General features: G+C 44.2%; 16 protein-coding genes. 3 read left to right on the forward strand and 13 right to left on the reverse strand.

Annotated elements, in window-relative coordinates; genetic code table 11:
- Positions 1–27: 27 nt before the first annotated feature.
- Positions 28–327, reverse strand: a complete 300-nt coding sequence (locus NTX44_04390; protein ID MCX6120835.1) for a hypothetical protein — start codon at positions 325–327, stop codon at positions 28–30.
- A 49-nt stretch (positions 328–376) separates the two neighbouring features.
- Here NTX44_04390 and NTX44_04395 point away from each other — a divergent pair, with 49 nt between their 5' ends.
- On the forward strand, positions 377–1,123 hold the full coding sequence (locus NTX44_04395; GenBank protein ID MCX6120836.1) for a hypothetical protein: 747 nt from the start codon (positions 377–379) through the stop codon (positions 1,121–1,123).
- A gap of 359 nt (positions 1,124–1,482) precedes the next feature.
- Here NTX44_04395 and NTX44_04400 read toward each other — a convergent pair whose 3' ends face one another.
- The 3 genes from NTX44_04400 to radA form a co-directional block, all read right to left on the reverse strand.
- Positions 1,483–3,120, reverse strand: coding sequence for an ATP-binding protein (locus NTX44_04400; GenBank protein ID MCX6120837.1), 1,638 nt, complete (start codon positions 3,118–3,120; stop codon positions 1,483–1,485).
- Positions 3,121–3,222: 102 nt separating this feature from the next.
- Entirely contained in the window at positions 3,223–3,810 is a 588-nt protein-coding gene (rdgB, locus tag NTX44_04405) for an RdgB/HAM1 family non-canonical purine NTP pyrophosphatase (protein ID MCX6120838.1), read from the reverse strand.
- A 132-nt stretch (positions 3,811–3,942) separates the two neighbouring features.
- Positions 3,943–5,301, reverse strand: coding sequence for a DNA repair protein RadA (gene radA, locus NTX44_04410; protein MCX6120839.1), 1,359 nt, complete (start codon positions 5,299–5,301; stop codon positions 3,943–3,945).
- Here radA and NTX44_04415 point away from each other — a divergent pair.
- Positions 5,300–5,443, forward strand: coding sequence for a hypothetical protein (locus NTX44_04415; GenBank protein MCX6120840.1), 144 nt, complete (start codon positions 5,300–5,302; stop codon positions 5,441–5,443). The two genes, radA and NTX44_04415, sit on opposite strands and share 2 nt — an antisense overlap.
- Before the next feature lie 49 nt (positions 5,444–5,492).
- Here NTX44_04415 and NTX44_04420 read toward each other — a convergent pair whose 3' ends face one another.
- Positions 5,493–6,371 carry a tetratricopeptide repeat protein gene (locus NTX44_04420; GenBank protein MCX6120841.1) on the reverse strand — a complete coding sequence of 293 codons (879 nt, stop codon included), beginning with the start codon at positions 6,369–6,371 and terminating at the stop codon, positions 5,493–5,495.
- Between the two features lie 541 nt (positions 6,372–6,912).
- On the opposite strand from NTX44_04420, the gene NTX44_04425 reads away from it, so the two are divergent.
- Positions 6,913–7,713 carry a type III pantothenate kinase gene (locus NTX44_04425; protein ID MCX6120842.1) on the forward strand — a complete coding sequence of 267 codons (801 nt, stop codon included), beginning with the start codon at positions 6,913–6,915 and terminating at the stop codon, positions 7,711–7,713.
- Positions 7,714–7,813: 100 nt separating this feature from the next.
- Here NTX44_04425 and NTX44_04430 read toward each other — a convergent pair whose 3' ends face one another.
- From NTX44_04430 to NTX44_04465, 8 genes are all read right to left on the reverse strand, one after another.
- A complete protein-coding gene (locus NTX44_04430; protein MCX6120843.1) occupies positions 7,814–8,560 on the reverse strand; it encodes a response regulator in 747 nt (248 codons plus the stop codon).
- A gap of 155 nt (positions 8,561–8,715) precedes the next feature.
- Positions 8,716–10,215: an NADH-quinone oxidoreductase subunit N gene (locus NTX44_04435; protein ID MCX6120844.1), complete on the reverse strand. Its 1,500-nt coding sequence runs from the start codon at positions 10,213–10,215 to the stop codon at positions 8,716–8,718.
- Positions 10,216–10,323: 108 nt separating this feature from the next.
- Entirely contained in the window at positions 10,324–11,934 is a 1,611-nt protein-coding gene (locus NTX44_04440) for an NADH-quinone oxidoreductase subunit M (GenBank protein ID MCX6120845.1), read from the reverse strand.
- 39 nt (positions 11,935–11,973) lie between these two features.
- Entirely contained in the window at positions 11,974–14,247 is a 2,274-nt protein-coding gene (gene nuoL / locus NTX44_04445; protein MCX6120846.1) for an NADH-quinone oxidoreductase subunit L, read from the reverse strand.
- A 43-nt stretch (positions 14,248–14,290) separates the two neighbouring features.
- The gene (gene nuoK / locus NTX44_04450) at positions 14,291–14,629 is read right to left on the reverse strand and encodes an NADH-quinone oxidoreductase subunit NuoK (protein MCX6120847.1); all 339 of its coding nucleotides are present in this window, start codon (positions 14,627–14,629) and stop codon (positions 14,291–14,293) included.
- Positions 14,630–15,133 (reverse strand): NADH-quinone oxidoreductase subunit J, encoded by a 504-nt coding sequence (locus tag NTX44_04455; protein ID MCX6120848.1) that lies wholly within the window; start codon positions 15,131–15,133, stop codon positions 14,630–14,632.
- A gap of 99 nt (positions 15,134–15,232) precedes the next feature.
- Positions 15,233–15,862 carry an NADH-quinone oxidoreductase subunit I gene (locus NTX44_04460; protein MCX6120849.1) on the reverse strand — a complete coding sequence of 210 codons (630 nt, stop codon included), beginning with the start codon at positions 15,860–15,862 and terminating at the stop codon, positions 15,233–15,235.
- 49 nt (positions 15,863–15,911) lie between these two features.
- Complete coding sequence (locus NTX44_04465; GenBank protein ID MCX6120850.1) at positions 15,912–16,955, reverse strand: NADH-quinone oxidoreductase subunit H; 1,044 nt, start codon at positions 16,953–16,955, stop codon at positions 15,912–15,914.
- Positions 16,956–16,964 lie beyond the last annotated feature (9 nt).

Raw genomic sequence — 16,964 nt, forward strand, 5'->3', positions numbered from 1 at the left:
GCCATTTGCAATTTGATATTTGAAATTTTAGAGTATGCCTACTACACGTGAACAACAACAAAAGCTCGAAGTTCGCAATTGTCCGCAATGCCGGATGGAAATCACTAATCCGTTCATTGCGCGTTGTCCGCGCTGTTTTGCATCTGTTCCGATGGAAGAGACTGGCTGCAGTTCGTGCGTCCATAGAAGGAGTTGCCCCGTTATTCCCTCTTCCACCGCGAAACAGCTGTACAATGCATAATAGCCGTTTCTATCAATTCTGATTTCTAGGCCGCTCTTTCGATCCATGAAAGAGAGATTTGCTTTCTCAAAAATATTTAGTATCATCTTGTTAATCCACTATGTCATTATCTCATAACAATCCAATGGAGTAACTATGGAAGACCAACAACCATTGCCGCCCGCACCATCGATAGGAGATGCACTTGTTAATGTCTTTGCCGCACCTGCCGAGGTATTTACGAATCTGCATACAACTGAATCGAAGCCATCGCTCTGGATTTTGCCCCTGATTGTTTCCATCGCAGCTGTCCTTGTCATGATGGTAGTCGGATTCTCAAATCAAAATTTAAAATCTCAACGGCTCGATGCAACGCGCACTACTTTGGAGCAACGCGTTACAGAAGGGAAAATGACACAAGAACAACTGGATCGCACGATGGAGGGGATGGAAAAAGGAGCAGGAATTGTTTTAGCTATCCAACTTGTTGCAGTGACCATCATATTTTCCCTCGTTTTTTTCCTGTCTGCATTGCTTCTGTGGTTGGGAAGCAAAACTATTTTGAAGTTGCCTGCAGGATATGAAAAGATCCTCGAACTGAGCGGCATTGCAACATGGATCGGCGTACTTGGTATTTTTATACAAATGCTGATGATGATTGGATTGAATTCTATTTTTGCACAACCCAATGCTGTTATTTTCTTTTACCAATCCTTTGATATTACAAACTCTACACATAAAGCATTGGCGATGGTAAATTTCTTCAGCATCTGGCAGACGATCGTTATTGGGATCGGTCTCCAAAAGTGGAGCGGCAAGGGTCTCGCATTGCCGATGATTATTTCATTTGCCGCCTGGCTGCTCATCATCGGGATGATGCTCTTGTTAGGGCTTGGCGGATAATAGCTCCTTCTTCGACCTCGTTCCCTTTTCAAGGTTTTCATCCAATACACCGGGATCTTGAAAAGGGTTCTTTTTTCCCCTCCAAACAATTTTTGCATTTCCATCAATGGATGTTTATCCAAACCATCTGATTGCTAAAATAATGAAAAGTGTAAAGTTGAATACAACAAGGAACGATGGGCCGGGGTCGAACCGGTACTTTTGAGGTAAGAATATTTTATGCCATGCATTCTATGCCCGTGTAAACGAGGGAATTCTTATTTCAATGCGGAATTCGTAATAAATATTCCTGAATGAGACTGATAAAAAAAACAGCGCACTTGGCGCTGAATTGTGAAAAATTGATACTAAAACCTTCTTTAAGATTTTTTAAAGGGGAGATACATAGTGATGGTTGTTCCCTTTCCCATCACGCTATTGATTTCAATCCTGCCTTGGTGATCATCTATCACTTTTTTAACAATGGACATGCCGAGACCCGTTCCATGCTTCTTGCCATATGTCATGAATGGTTCAAAAATACGTTTCTTCACTTCTTCCGGCATGCCGGTTCCCGTATCCGTGAAATCAATGCGCACATAGCCGTTCTCATCGATTGTTGTGACGATTAACGTACCGCCCTGCGGCATAGCATCCCGTGCATTGCTGGCGATGTTGTAAAACACGCGCACCATTTTATCTTGATCAATATTTACTATTCCTTTAAATTGCGCAAACTTCTTCAGCTTAATATTGTTCTTCTCCAAATCTTTCTCAATGAAATCCAACACGCCATTCATCACATCGAAGAATTCGAGTTCTTGGAAATTCGATGCACTGACACCGCGCGTGAAATCTAAAATTTCCTGCGTCATATTTACGAAGCGGTCCACTTGATGAATCATTTCATCGGCAAGTTTGTTCGCTTCTTCATTGCCGGATTTCTTCTTCATGACCTGTGCATACACGCGCAGTGTGCCCATCGGGTTCTTGATGTCATGAATAATAACGCTTGCCATCTTTCCGACTGCAGACAGGCGTTCATTTGCAACCATTTCCTGCGCCAAACGCGCATTCTCAATCGCGACGGACGCATGAGCAGAAAGCGCATCGATGAAAGAAACATCATCGTTATTAAAAGATCCTTGATCTTTATTCAAGAGTTGGAACACACCGATGATCTTTCTGTCCTTGTTTTTCATCGGCATGCAAAGCATATTACGTGTACGATATCCGCTTTGTTTATCTGTTTCAGGATTAAACCGAGGATCAGCATACGCATCGGGAATTAAAATTGTTTCTCCTGTTTCTGCAACATAACCTGAAAAACCTTTTCCAATCGGCATTCGAATTTCTGCCATATCACTGCCCTGCAGGATCTTTGACCATATCTCTTTTTTAATGTCATCGACAAGATAGAGCGTACCACGGTCTGCTTTGACACTCTTCGTAGCAGCGTTGAGAATCAATTCAAGCAATTCATCAAGATCAAGTGTAGAGTTTATGATCTTGCTTGCCTCCATAAGTCTTTGAAGCTTGTCGAAGCGAAGTTCAATCGCTTTACGCTGTTCTTCCAGCCGCCTCACGATATTATCGTCTGCTTTACGAATGCGGGCACTGAGCTCTCTGAGAAGATTGAATGCAACCCTATGATTCGCGAGCAGCAATAACTCAAACTCGGATTTCTCAAGCGAGAGAAGAATTGAATCTTCAATGCACGTTGCGCGTGCCGAACGCGATAGACCGTCGAGCGAGGCAAGTTCACCGACAATTTCTCCGCTTTTTAAAATATCCAGCGTTGTCTCTTCACCAAATGAGGTCACGCGGGAAATTCGGATCATTCCATTTTCAATAATAAAAACTTTATTGCCGGATGAATTCGCATCAAAGAGAATGGTCCCTCCCGGGTAATGCTCTTGTTTAAAATCATTCAGCAGGTGTGCTAGTTCATTGCTCGATAAGCCATGAAAAAGCACCGTAGATTGAAGATTGCGAATTCGTTCATCCTGTGTGGACATTCAAGTTGCCTTTGTACGTGGATTGCAATAATCGCATAGATAATAACAAGAATCGATCACTTAGTCAAGAAAGCACTCGATTTATCCGTTGCGGGCGGCAGGTCAATGTGATTGTATCACTTTTGTCATCTTCGCAAACGACCGTGCACGATGGCTGATGAGGTTCTTTTCTTTGGCTGTGAGTTCTGCGTATGTTTTGTCGAAACCGTCCGGGATAAAAATTGGATCGTATCCAAAACCATTTGTTCCCCGCGGTGCTTCACCGAGCGAGCCAGGGCAAATTCCCTCAGTCACTTCTTCCATTCCAGCACCGATAAGTGCAAGCACTGAACGAAATTGTGCACGCCGCCGGCGCGGCGCTACACCGCGCATTTCTTCCAGCAGCTTTCGGTTGTTCATCTCATCAGTTGCTTCTCCACCGGCATAACGAGCAGAGAACACTCCGGGGCGGCCTTGAAGGTAGAACACTTCCAGACCGGAGTCATCAGCGAGTGATAGTAGTTTTGTGCGAGCGTGTACAATCCGGGCTTTTTGGATCGCATTCGCTTCGAACGTATCGCCGTCTTCCCTTAAAACTATTTCATCTGAAATATCGTTCAGCGTGAGCACGTCAACATCGAGATTGCTGAGCAGTGTCTTTAATTCACGTGCTTTATGAATATTGCGTGTAGCGAGAATAAGTTGGGTCATTTGGAATGTGGAATTGGAAACGAGAAATTTGTTATACTCTGCGATTCACTATGTGAAGAGAAAGAAGCTTCTTCCTTTCTCTGTCTGTGCCTTCTACTTTCTACCATATTCCTTTTACATCTTCACCTTGTATTATTCCAGCAACGCTTCAATCGCTTGTTCAATACGATCAACACCAATAATCTCAATATCGCTATTTGGTTTAAAGGTTTTCAGATTATGCTGAGGAACAATGATCCGTTTGAATCCAAGTTTTGAAGCTTCATGCACGCGCTTTTCAATTTGTCCTATAGTTCGAATCTCTCCGCCCAAACCTATTTCGCCAACTGCTACTGACGATGAATCAACGGGAATATCACGCAAGCTCGATGTGATAGATACTGCAATTCCTAAATCTACAGCCGGTTCATCTATGCGAATACCACCTGCCACATTCACAAACACATCTTGCTGTCCAAGATTAAGGCCAACACGCTTCTCTAGAACTGCGAGTAAAAGGGCGAGACGCCGATAGTCAAAACCCGTACTCGTGCGCTGCGGCATACCATAGTTCGTCGGCGTCACTAACGCCTGCACTTCAACGAGAATCGGGCGTGAACCCTCAATGCTCGCTACGACGGTTGAACCAGATGTGCCATAGTGACGTTCAGAAAGAAATATTTCCGAGGGATTGAGAACTTCGCATAATCCGGTATCGTGCATCTCGAAGATACCAATCTCGTTTGTTGAGCCAAATCGATTCTTGAGCGCTCTCAGAATGCGATAGGCATAATGCGCTTCGCCCTCAAATTGCAGAACCGTATCAACCATATGTTCAATGACTTTCGGCCCGGCAATCATGCCGTCTTTTGTAACGTGCCCGACAACGAAGATAGGAATACCTCGAGTTTTAGCAACACGCAGCAGCAGAGCGGCGGATTCCCGCACTTGACTTACACTGCCCGGTGCGCTTTCCATGCCCGGTCGGTACATCGTTTGAATCGAATCCACAATTATTAAATCAGGAGTACCGGCATCAATCACATCAAGAATTAAATCAAGGTTGGTTTCCGCAAGAAGTAAAATATTTTTTGCTGAGCTCACATTGAGGCGTTCAGCGCGTAGCTTGATCTGCCGCACCGACTCTTCACCCGTTACGTACAGCACGAGCTGATCTTTTAGTGCGATCGCCATCTGCATCATGAGTGTGGATTTACCGATACCGGGATCACCGCCGAGTAAAATGAGTGAGCCAGGAACAAGTCCGCCGCCAAGCACGCGGTCAAATTCATTCAATGTGGTCTGAATGCGCGGAACATCTTCCTTCTCAATTTGATCAAAAGAAACCGGTTCGATCTTTGAGGCAATGCCCATCTTACGCGATGCTTTCACAGGTGTGGCGGCTTCTTCAACAAATGAATTCCACTCTGAACAGTTGGGACATTTACCAATCCATCGCGGCGAAACATATCCACATGACTGGCAAACATATTTTGTGAGGGTTTTTGACATGGCTGAATCTTATCGCGATGGCAATATACCAAGGCGTGTGCAGACAATCAAACTCATGTGGATAGAAAAGGAACTGATTGATCTGCAAAATTTTAGATGTAGTAAGATGAAAGCGGAAGTGAAAGAATTAAAAACACCCTGATGATAATTTATCAGGGTGTACCAACAATCACAATCATTACTAATTATGGTTATAATTTTGCCCAGCGCGCTTTCGCACGTTTCACATTCTTACTCATAGGATAGTTCTTCACAACTTTTTCGTACGCCTCTTTCGCTTTTGCTTTGTTGCCAAGTCGTTCATAGGTCTGTCCAATCATGAACTGAGCATCGGCTTTCTTTTCTGAATTCTTATACTTGAGAACATCCTGGAATAGGGGCAATGCCTCTTTATATTTTTTCTTCGCAAAATAGGATTCACCTAACCAATATTCAGCACGGTTTGTAAGTTCACTATTCGTACCGCTCGTGACAATAGCACTGAATCCTTTTGCAGCATCATCATATTTGTGTACGTTAAATGCTTTCATTGCAGCATCGTAGGTAGAACCCGAAACAGGAGCAGACTTTTCTGATACGGGTTTTTCTTCCGCCACTTGCGGCGTTCGAGAAGTATTCTTTGCCAATTCCTCTGCCTTATCTGCACGTAATTTTTCAGCCGTCGATTGGGCTTCCGCTTCACTCATGCGTGCATTCATTCCCCTATTTTCCTGCTCAAGTTTTCCAATCTTTTGTTTCAAACTTGTATTCTCTGTGCGTAAATCTTCAATTTGTTTTTCGTATTGTGAAAGTTGAGACCGCGATGCAATCGAAGGTTTCGGCGACTCAACCACTTTTTCAGTATCGGCACCAATAAAGTTCGTAAGAGCTTGATCCATCGGCTTAACTTCTGCAGGCTGTTCTTGCTCAACTGTACCGAGCGGTTTTACGGTGTCTTGCGGATTCTGTGTTTCATTCGTAGCTTCTTCGCTTCCTCCGCAGCCGATCAACAAAAATGCGATAAGAGTGAGAAGGATAAACCAAGTATTTCTCAAACCAGAATTACAAACACCAATTTTATTGAGACTCATAAAGCCTCCAAACAATGACGAAAGGATTAGTGGATTTTTTACAATAGCTTGACTTAAGTTATCGATACACTTTCTGAAAGTCAAGTGCTTTTCCCCAAATTGAATTTAGTATACACTCGATGTGCTCAATAATTCCAATAGGATGGTTCGTTGTTCAGCACTCTTCCCTGCCTCACTTCGTCGGCAATTTGATCCATCTTTTACTTCATTGTCCGTTGTGTACTTTTCCCCAAAATAGGCTTGCAAGCAGTAAAGGAGCTGGTAGGGTTTTCTTTTTCCATGCGGACATCCTGCAGCGTCTGCGAATTCGGACCTTCCCGAAATTGCCCTTCGAAAGTATACCGGGCCGTATATTACGACCCTGCATCCACTTTTTCGTTCCACTTCCTTTATCATCCATAGCGTTGTCAGGATTTGAATTACAACTCAGTATGACTTAACTTAATGTGCGGTTTACCCGGTGAAGATCAGTATCATCCATTCATGAAGAATATATTGTGCGTACCATCAATGAGTGGTAATCTCAGGAAGGAAAATTGACATGTTTATAGCAATTGATATTGGCAACACCAGTACTGTCATAGGAATATACAAGAAAGATACGCTCATTGCCGATTGTCGGCTGACGAGCACAGTGCAACAGACAAGGGATGAAATCTTCGCACAAGTTCATTCATTACTTCTTGAAGCTGGTATCAATAAAAGGGAGATCAAAGGTATCGGCATTTCGTCTGTTGTTCCCCGTCTGACCAATGTCTATGCCGCGATGGCGAAAAATTATTTCCGTCAAGAACCGATGATTGTAAGTGCAGAATTGAATCTCGGAATCACCATACATTACGATAACCCAAAGTCTCTCGGTGCCGATAGAATTTGCAATGCATTTGCCGGTTATTCTAACTATGGCGGACCGCTTATCATTATTGATTTCGGAACAGCTACCACGTACGATGTTATTGCATCAAACGGCGATTTTCTCGGCGGTGTTATTGCTCCAGGGATAGAAACATCGGCAATTTCTTTGCATAAGCGGACTGCAAAGTTGCCACAACTCGTCGGTACAAAACTGCATTTTCCTGAAACTGTCATCGGCACGAATACACTGAACAGTATGCAAGCCGGAATTCTCTTGGGTGCATTGGATGCAATGACGGGAATAGTGAACCGAATTCAAAAAAAACTCCGCGAACATCGGTCGAAGAAAGCAATCGTGATCGCAACAGGCGGGTTTTCAACATTGATTGCAGAACAGACACGCATCATTCAGCACATAGAACCAACACTTGTGCTGGACGGCATTCGATTGATATATGCTCGCGTGAAAAATAAGATGGGAAGCTAAATAAATTTCGTTCGAATACTCCCATGAGTATGAGACCCTGTGTTTGTGAAATATTGTACAACCACTCGGCAGGCTGAAGGGATTTTTCTAATGTGATACATCAGACGGATGTTGTCTTCGCTTCTATCTCCCGTTTCAATCGATCAAGTTCTTGAGCTTCGGCATGATGAGCGTACAACATTCGATACAATCCTAACAATCCCCGAATGGAGGTTTCCAGCAGCACGGCAGAACTCTGAATCTGCTGCAATAAATTGTGAACTTGCTCACGCTGTGGTGCTGGTAATTGTTTGCAGAGTTCTTCACCGCGTGTTTCAATATCTCCATTGATGTTCGCAAGAGCAGAGTTTAATGTTGGTGTGAGGGCATTGAGCACATCGCGCACTTTATCCGTAGCAAGATTATTTAATCCAATTTCACGCGCCCGTTCTTCTTCCATTGATTTCGCGATACGAAACTGATGCCGTTCATGTGTTGCAGTAATCACAATACCAAGATGCTGAAGATCGAGTTGTTCCTTCCGGACATAATCATAAGCGCCTAATTTCATCGCTTCAACAGCAATAACGTCCGAACCGGCTGCTGTCAACATAACCACTGGTGTTTCCCCGTTATGGTCTTGAATCCATTTCAGCAGATCAATGCCGTTCATCTCGGGCATGGAGTAATCTGTCAATACCATATCAAAATGATTGCTGCCTCCCGTGGCAATCAGTTCTTTTGCCTCGCGTCCATTCCGCGCAATTGTTACTTTATATTTAAATTCGTCTTGAAGTTGATTGGCAACAATGCTGGCAAAAAATTCATCGTCGTCGGCAAGAAGAATATTGAGTGTCTGTTGTTCCAATGATGTACGTAAGTTTTAGATTAGAAATAGTCGCCGATTATTGGCAATAAATTGTGTTTAATCTAAGGATTTCTCCATTGACAAACAAATATCGTCATCACAAAGTATTGACACAAAGTACTGACGGGGAATGCTGTTCAGATGTCCATCTAAGTTTAATGCAGGCCAAACATCTGAATTGATGCATTTGCTAAATCCACGATTGGCGTAAAATATAGCCCAAAGAGAAGCGTCGGAATAGCAAGTGCTAGTAGTATCAATGCTTCTATCCGAAGAATATGGAGATGTCCTGATTGATCATCCGGATCTCGGAGAAACATATAACGAAGCACGCGCGCGTAATAATACAGTGAGATGACACTATTAACAGCGCCAACAACTGCAAGCCAAACCCATCTTGCATCCAGAACTGCGACAAAAAGATAAAATTTTCCCACAAAGCCGGCAGTCGGCGGCAATCCGGTGAGCGAAACAAGGAAGAGAGCCATTGACACACCGATAATCGGGGAACGATAACCAAGTCCTTTGTAAGCGCTGATGTCTTCACTTCCCGTTTTATACGCAACGAGCATAACCACATAGAATGCACCGAGATTCATAAACAGGTACATAACGAAATAAATGAGGACAGCAGTAATGCCTTTATCGCTGAGAAGAACTACGCCCATCAGCATATAACCGGCATGTGCAATGCTGGAATACGCGAGCAGACGCTTCAGATTATCCTGCCAAACAGCAACAAGATTACCAAGCGTCATGGTAAGCACGGAAAGAATGACAAGTAACTTGTTCCATTCAAAATTATAGAGCGGCGTCCACACACCGGATGGCAACGCAAGAATTGCTGTATCGATGAAGATAATTTTGAAGAACCGCATCATCATTGCAAAACCAGCCGCCTTTGATGCAACGGAAAGAAAAGCTGTAATGGTAATAGGCGCACCTTCATAGACATCTGGAGTCCAGAAATGAAACGGCACTGCGGAAATCTTATAACCGAAACCGACAACAATAAAGATCGTTGCAAGAAGCAGCGCAAAATGATTTGGAGCATTCAACGTCAACGCGTGGTTGATTCCACTATAATTCATTGCGCCGGACAAGCCGAAGAGAATCGAGACACCATAAAGCATCACACCGGATGAGACCGCTCCGTAAATGATGTACTTCAATGACGCTTCGCTCGAATCCGATGCTTCCTTCGTATATCCCGCAAGAATGTAGGACGAGTAACTTGTCAATTCCATTGCCAAGACCATCATCAGCAAATTTGCTGCGCCTGCCATCAAGAACATTCCAAGTGTCATGGTTAAGAGCAATGCGTAATACTCCGCCATGCGCTTCATCGTTGTCTGTACTTCAATCGAGTAAGCCGAGAATAGAATAATGAATAACGCGCAGAGTGCCGTAAGTAATTTAAAAAACACGGCAAATGGATCCACCGCTATCATACCGGAGAAGATTTCTTCAGATGTACCCGACTGGTTGATAACAAAGAACATTGCTGTCATCACACCAATACATGAAATCCATCCAACAACCTTGGGATTTTTTCGGAAAATTAACCCAGCGAATATTGCGATGCAAAATGTAACCGCTAAGACCGTCTCCGGCAAGAAGTGTGTCAGATTTTGTAATACCTGTTGAACGAACATATTATTTTTTCTTCTTTATTTATCTGCGCCAGAGGCCTGCCCGCCGTTGCACTTTGGCAGGCGGGCGTATCCGTCTTTGACGGAAATTCTCAATTTGCAATTTACTATTTATGGAATCAGTGCAACAGCAGCGCCGCCTTTTGCTACGACTTCGACCAGATGATTCACTGATGACGTCATGACGTTCAGCATAAACGACGGATAGATGCCGAGCACAAGAATAATGATTGCCAGCGGCACGAGCATAAATATTTCCCGCCCGTCGACATCCGGCATTGCACTCCATTTCTCACTCGCTGTTCCGAGAAACACCCGCTGTAACGTCCACAGCATATACGCCGCAGTAAGAACAATACCCAGCGTTGATGCCATCGTGACGATGCGTAACTTATCCACTTGGAATGCACCAAGGAAAGAGAACGCTTCCGAAACAAATCCGCTTAAGCCGGGTAACCCAAGTGCTGCAAAAAATGCAACCGTCATAATGCCTGTATACTTCGGCATTGTTAATGCCAAACCGCCAAATGCATTGAGATCGCGTGTATGTGCGCGGTCGTAAATCACGCCGACAATAAGGAAGAGCATTGCTGTAATGGTACCATGATTAAACATCTGAAATACTGCGCCCATCATACCCTGCGTATTCAGAGCCGACATGCCAAGCAGAACAATTCCCATATGGCTCACGCTGGAATACGCAATAAGTTTTTTAAAATCTGTCTGAGCCATCGCACATAAAGCGCCATAGACAATGTTGATGAATGCAAGAATTGCCAGCCAAAAAGCATATTTTTGTGCCAGCTCTGGAAATATCGGGAAACTAATTCGGATGAGTCCATATGCGCCCATCTTTAAAAGAACGCCGGCAAGAATGACGCTGATTGCCGTTGGCGCTTCAACGTGGGCATCCGGAAGCCACGTATGAAACGGAAAGATTGGTACTTTGATTGCAAAACCTATGAAGAGCGCTAAATAAGCAAGTGAACGCATCCCCGTTCCGAAGCCGGCAAGCAGCGAGTTCGGCTCAAAGTTTGCTGGATTCATCATTGCCAGCAAATTGAATGTATGCAGTTTTTCGCCCGATGCCGGATCAATGATTGTTACGCTGAAGTAGAGCGCGATCATCGCCAGGAGCATCAACACGCTGCCTGCAAGTGTATACAGGAAGAATTTGATAGCGGCATATTCGCGCCGCGGTCCGCCCCAGACACCAATGAGAAAGTACATCGGGAGAAGCATGAGTTCCCAGAATACATAGAACAGGAAAAAATCGAGCGCGACAAATACGCCCATCATCCCTGTGTCGAGGAGCAACAGCATTGCCATATAACCTTTGAGGGCTTTGTCAATCTTCCACGATGCGAATACCGCAATGAAACTAATAAGCGCCGTGAGAATTACCATCGGCACACTTATGCCATCGACTCCAAGAAAGTATTCGATCTGTACACGCCCGAACCACGACACGCTTTTAATATCAATCCATTTTGCTTTCTCAACGAACTGCATCCCTTCCTGTGAATTGATGCCGCCGAGATTGTAGTTGAAGTTTACATAAATCATCACAGCAAGCACGACTTGCAGGAACGTGACACCAACCGCAGTCCACTTCATTGCGCTGCGTGCTTCCTTGGGAATCAGCAGGACAATACCCATGCCGATGATCGGCAGGAATGTGATCCAACTGAGCCATCCGATACCCAAAATTTGAAATGCCATTAGTCTCAACTCCTTAAGAGAACTTTTTCACGACTCGCGTCATCTAAACCATAAGAAAAACACCATGACACCAAAAAGTGCAAAGGCAAGATACGTCTGCACTTTTCCTGTTTGAAGTTTGCGTGCCAGCAAACCACAAAAACCTCCAAGGTATGCGACGAGATTCACTATACCATCAATGATTGTATTATCAAAGCCGCCGACGCCGACGTAAAATAAGAAGAAGGACAGCGCTGCAACACCCGAGCCAAGCAAGCCGCATTCGATTTTTGTAACGATACCTGCACCCTGTATAAACAGTCCTATAGCAACTTCCCATCCGATAAAGAGCGAAAGCAAAGCAAAAACAATAAGATAAAAAATTGAACCGGCTATTCCCTCTTCCCACGTATGCTTGACGCCATGCGTAATTCCAACCGTCCACTTTGCAACGCCATTAACAACACCATCAATTATGACATTATCGAACCATCGATAGGCATCCGCAATGACATCCGTTCCTTTAACAAACGTCATTTGATAGAGCTCGTCAAAATACCATTTGTTGAGGAAAAACTTATAGAGATACTTCAACACGGGCGCTGATGCAACTGCATCGGCATTAATTTTTTTCCAGTAATACGTTGCGAAGGCAATGAGAATTCCTATGCTTGCCATAGTGAGCGAGAGAAGCATTGCAAGACTATGCGAATGATGAAGTGCTTCTGTAAACGTTTCGGTGTTCGTGGGTGCAACAGCAGCTGGAACTACTGATTCTGGACGATTGACTGCTTGATAAAACCATCCAGACGATGCTCCAAAGGGATTCCAGCTATAGAATGCAAAGAACGATAACACTGCCAACACGATAAGCGGAAGTGTCATCACCCAAGGTGATTCACGAATTGCTTCGAAACGGAGATGGTCTTTGTGTTCTCCAAGAAATGTGAGAATAACAAGACGGAACATGTAGAACGCCGTCAATCCGGCGACAAAGAATCCGGTAATCGGAACAATCCAATGCCATCCGCCATGAAGATTTCCAAATGCTAATGTGCCGGCAAGAATTTCATCTTTACTTAAAAATCCAGACGTGAATGGTATGCCGGAAATCGCCAGCGTGTAGATGAGGAATGTCCAAAATGTAATCGGCATCTTTGCACGGAGACCGCCCATATTGCGAATATCCTGGGCATCGGTACTGTGATCATTCGCGTGGTGTAAGGCACTGTGCATTGCATAAATGACGGAACCGGAGCCGAGAAAAAGTCCGGCTTTGAACATCGCATGCGTCGTGAGATGGAAAAATCCGGCTGTGTACGCGCCAACACCAAGTCCCATGATCATATAGCCGAGTTGACTTACTGTAGAATACGCCAGAACTTTCTTAATATCGTTCTGCGCAATTGCGATTGTTGCGGATATAAATGCCGTCATCGCACCGATGTAGGCAATCACCATCAATGTCTCAGCCGTCATCATCGAAAATGTACGCGCCACCAAATAGACACCGGCAGCGACCATGGTCGCGGCATGAATCAGCGCGCTGACCGGAGTTGGGCCTTCCATCGCATCCGGGAGCCAGACATGCAATGGAAATTGCGCCGACTTGCCAACAGCTCCGCAGAATATAAGCAGACCCGCGGCAGTCAACCACGTTTCACTTCCAAACGGAATGTGTCCCGCCTTCATCGCTTCAAATATTGCATCAAACGTGAACGTGTGAAACGTGTTAAAAAGAATTAAGATGCCGATGAACATTCCGACATCGCCAATACGCGTGACAATGAATGCTTTCTTCCCGGCATCGGAAGCTGATTTCTTTTCAAACCAGTGACCGATGAGTAAATACGAACTCAGCCCCACTAATTCCCATGAGACATACATCAGTAAAAAATTATTTGTGAGAACAATACCGAACATCGAAAATGAAAATAAGCCAAGGTATGCAAAATAGCGGCCGTAACGTACATCGTCCTTCATATAGCCGATAGAGAACAAATGCACAAATGAACTGACGATACATACGACGACAAGCATAATCGCCGCAACGTTATCGATCATGAAGCCAAGATCAATTTGCATCGCGCCTAAACCCGGTACGTTTCCAAAATTCACCCACGTGAATGTAGCCTGTAAGGTTTGGTCGTGATAGAAGTTAAGTTTTGCGAAAAGAATCGTCAGCGAGAGCGCAAGTGCTGCAAACAGAATGGATGTGCCCAACCAATCACCGGAACGCGGCAAACGTTTGTGGAAAAAAATCAATATGACAAAATCCACTAACGGGACCAGCCAAACGATCAATGCGAGAGTAAGTAACGTTTCTTGAGACATATTCTGATTTACGATTTACGATTGCCGATTGTCTATCAGCATGCTAATCTTTCAATTGATTAATTTCGTCCACATTCACAGTGTTAAAGTTTTGATAGATGTTCAAAATGATTGCCAGCGCAATTGCTGCTTCTGCCGCGGCAAGAATGATGACAAAAATCGCCACTACATGCCCATCAAACGACGTGGTAACATAGCGCGAGAATGCCACGAAATTGATATTGGCAGCATTCAATACAAGTTCAACACCCATGAGAACCATAATGGCGTTACGGCGCGTCAAGATGGCAAATATGCCAAACGAGAATAACAGTCCGCTGAGGATAAGAAAATGTATCAATCCTGGGTGCTGTAGAAAATTTATCAGATCTTGCGTATTCATTTAAACCTTCTTCTCTCTCCGTGCAATCATTGCGGCACCGATCAGAGCAACAAGTAATATTACAGATGCAATTTCAAACGGTAACAGGTATTTTGTCAAGAGCAATTCACCAATATTTGCAGCGGTTGTTTCTACGAGCGGCAACTGCGGCTTCACTTTCCAGTCTGTTCTCCAAAAGACCCAAATCAGCGCTCCACCGATACAAGCGGCAATGAGTATTGCCGGCAATGTTTGGACCGTGCCTGTTTTTGCATCTACATTAATTTGATGACTTGTCAGCATCACACCAAACAGAATCAACACCATAATTCCGCCAACATATATAAGCAGTTGCGTGACAGCAATAAAGTCAGCGAGAAGGAATATATAAATGCCCGCTACACCGAATAATGCGAGCAACAGGGCAAAGGCAGCGCGGACAATATTCCGAGAGAACACAACAATGCACGCTGATCCCAGTGTGATTACAGCAAAGAAATAAAATAGTATTGTAGTGAGATCCATAAGAGTCAATGCAAAAGTAAAAAGTGTAAATTAAAAATGAAAAAATAAAAATCTAAAAGCATGAAGAAATCATATCTATTTATTCAGTCAAACAATATCTTAACTTTTATTCGGCTCCGCTGCCGGAGGTTCTGGTTTTATTGGTGGCGGCGTCACCGGTGCTGGTGAAGTTGAAGTCACTGATGATTCTTTTGCAGCCGCGGCGGCAGCTGCTTTCTTCGCTGCCTGCTCTTCATTAAACTCGTTCAATCGATCTTGTGCGGCGGTGATTTCTTCCGTCGTCATATTGCTGAAACTGTATATCAAATTATGCCTGTCATATTCCGAAAATTCGTATACATCGGTCATCACAATGCACTCTGTTGGACATGGCCACACGCACAGTCCGCAGTAGCAGCATTTCGCAATGTCGATATCGAAACGCGGAATGTAGAGACGCTTCTTCGTATTTTTTGACGTCAAACCCAAATCCATGTCCGGAGTTGATTTGATCGTCTCAATCGTAATACAGTCCACCGGGCATGCAATGGCACATTGATCGCAGCCAATGCAATCGTCGATATTGACAAACAGACGGTTGCGTGCCCGTTCCGGAATTTTCATTTTGACAGTCGGATACTGCACAGTTGCCGAGCGAGTGAAGAGATGCTTGATGGTAATCTTCATTCCTACGAGAACTGTATAGAGAGAATGAAAAATACTATAAAAATATGTTCCGAGTACCAACATTGAATTTAATAATTTCCGATTGTCGATTTTCGATTGTTCATTAAAGAGTTTAGATTACTAAAATCAAACCGACAGCAAGAAGACAGACAAAGAGCCATGGTGTTAAAACTTTCCATGAGACATACATCAGTTGATCAACACGCAACCGCGGAAGCGTCCACCGTAGCCAAATTTGCATCAGCATAAACATATACGCTTTCGTGACAAACCAGAAGACACCCCACACAGGTCCCGACATAAATGCACCAAATGGACTCGACCATCCGCCGAGAAAGAGCGACACGACGACAGCTGAGACGGTGAATAAGTTTGCATACTCTGAAAGATAAAACATTGCAAACCGCATACCGCTATATTCCGTATTGAATCCCTGCACCAACTCCGATTCAGCTTCCGGTAAATCAAACGGCGTGCGGTTGACTTCCGCAATGGAAGCAACGAACATAATAAGGAATGTGACAAATGTGAACGGCATGAGCATTAATTTTTGTGTCCATGGCAGCGGGCCGCCGAACACAATCCAGTTGCCGATACCGCCATCTTGAAACTTCGTCACATCCTGCAGATTCAGTGATCCGGTAATCATCACAACAATGATGACGGCAAGCGCTGTCGGAATTTCGTAACTGATCATTTGTGCTGCCGAGCGAATTCCGCCGAAAAGCGACCATTTATTATTCGATGCCCAGCCGGCCATCAAAATTCCAATGACGACGAGAGAGCCGGCTGCAACTAAAAAGAATGCACCAAGATTGATATTGGAACCAATATAGATACTGCTGAATGGAAGTACAGCATAAGCGACATACGTTCCGGTGAACGCAATAAACGGTGCCGCGCGAAATAACAGCTTGTCCGCTTTCGTCGGAATAATATCTTCCTTCTGCAGAAGCTTCAGCATATCAGCGATGGGCTGAAACACACCATGCCAGCCGGTGCGCATATATGCAACACGATCCTGAATGTGCGCCGCCACTTTCATCTCCGTATAAAGTACCACTAATACCATGAGAACGATGAAGACAAGCGGAAGCGTGCTCAGAAGAATTGAGACGAGTAACTGATTTGCAAGTAATGTTTGAATGAATTCCATTTTATGTAA

It is taken from the genome of Ignavibacteriales bacterium (genome assembly GCA_026390575.1).
Classification (GTDB): Bacteria; Bacteroidota; Ignavibacteria; order UBA10030; family UBA10030; genus Fen-1298.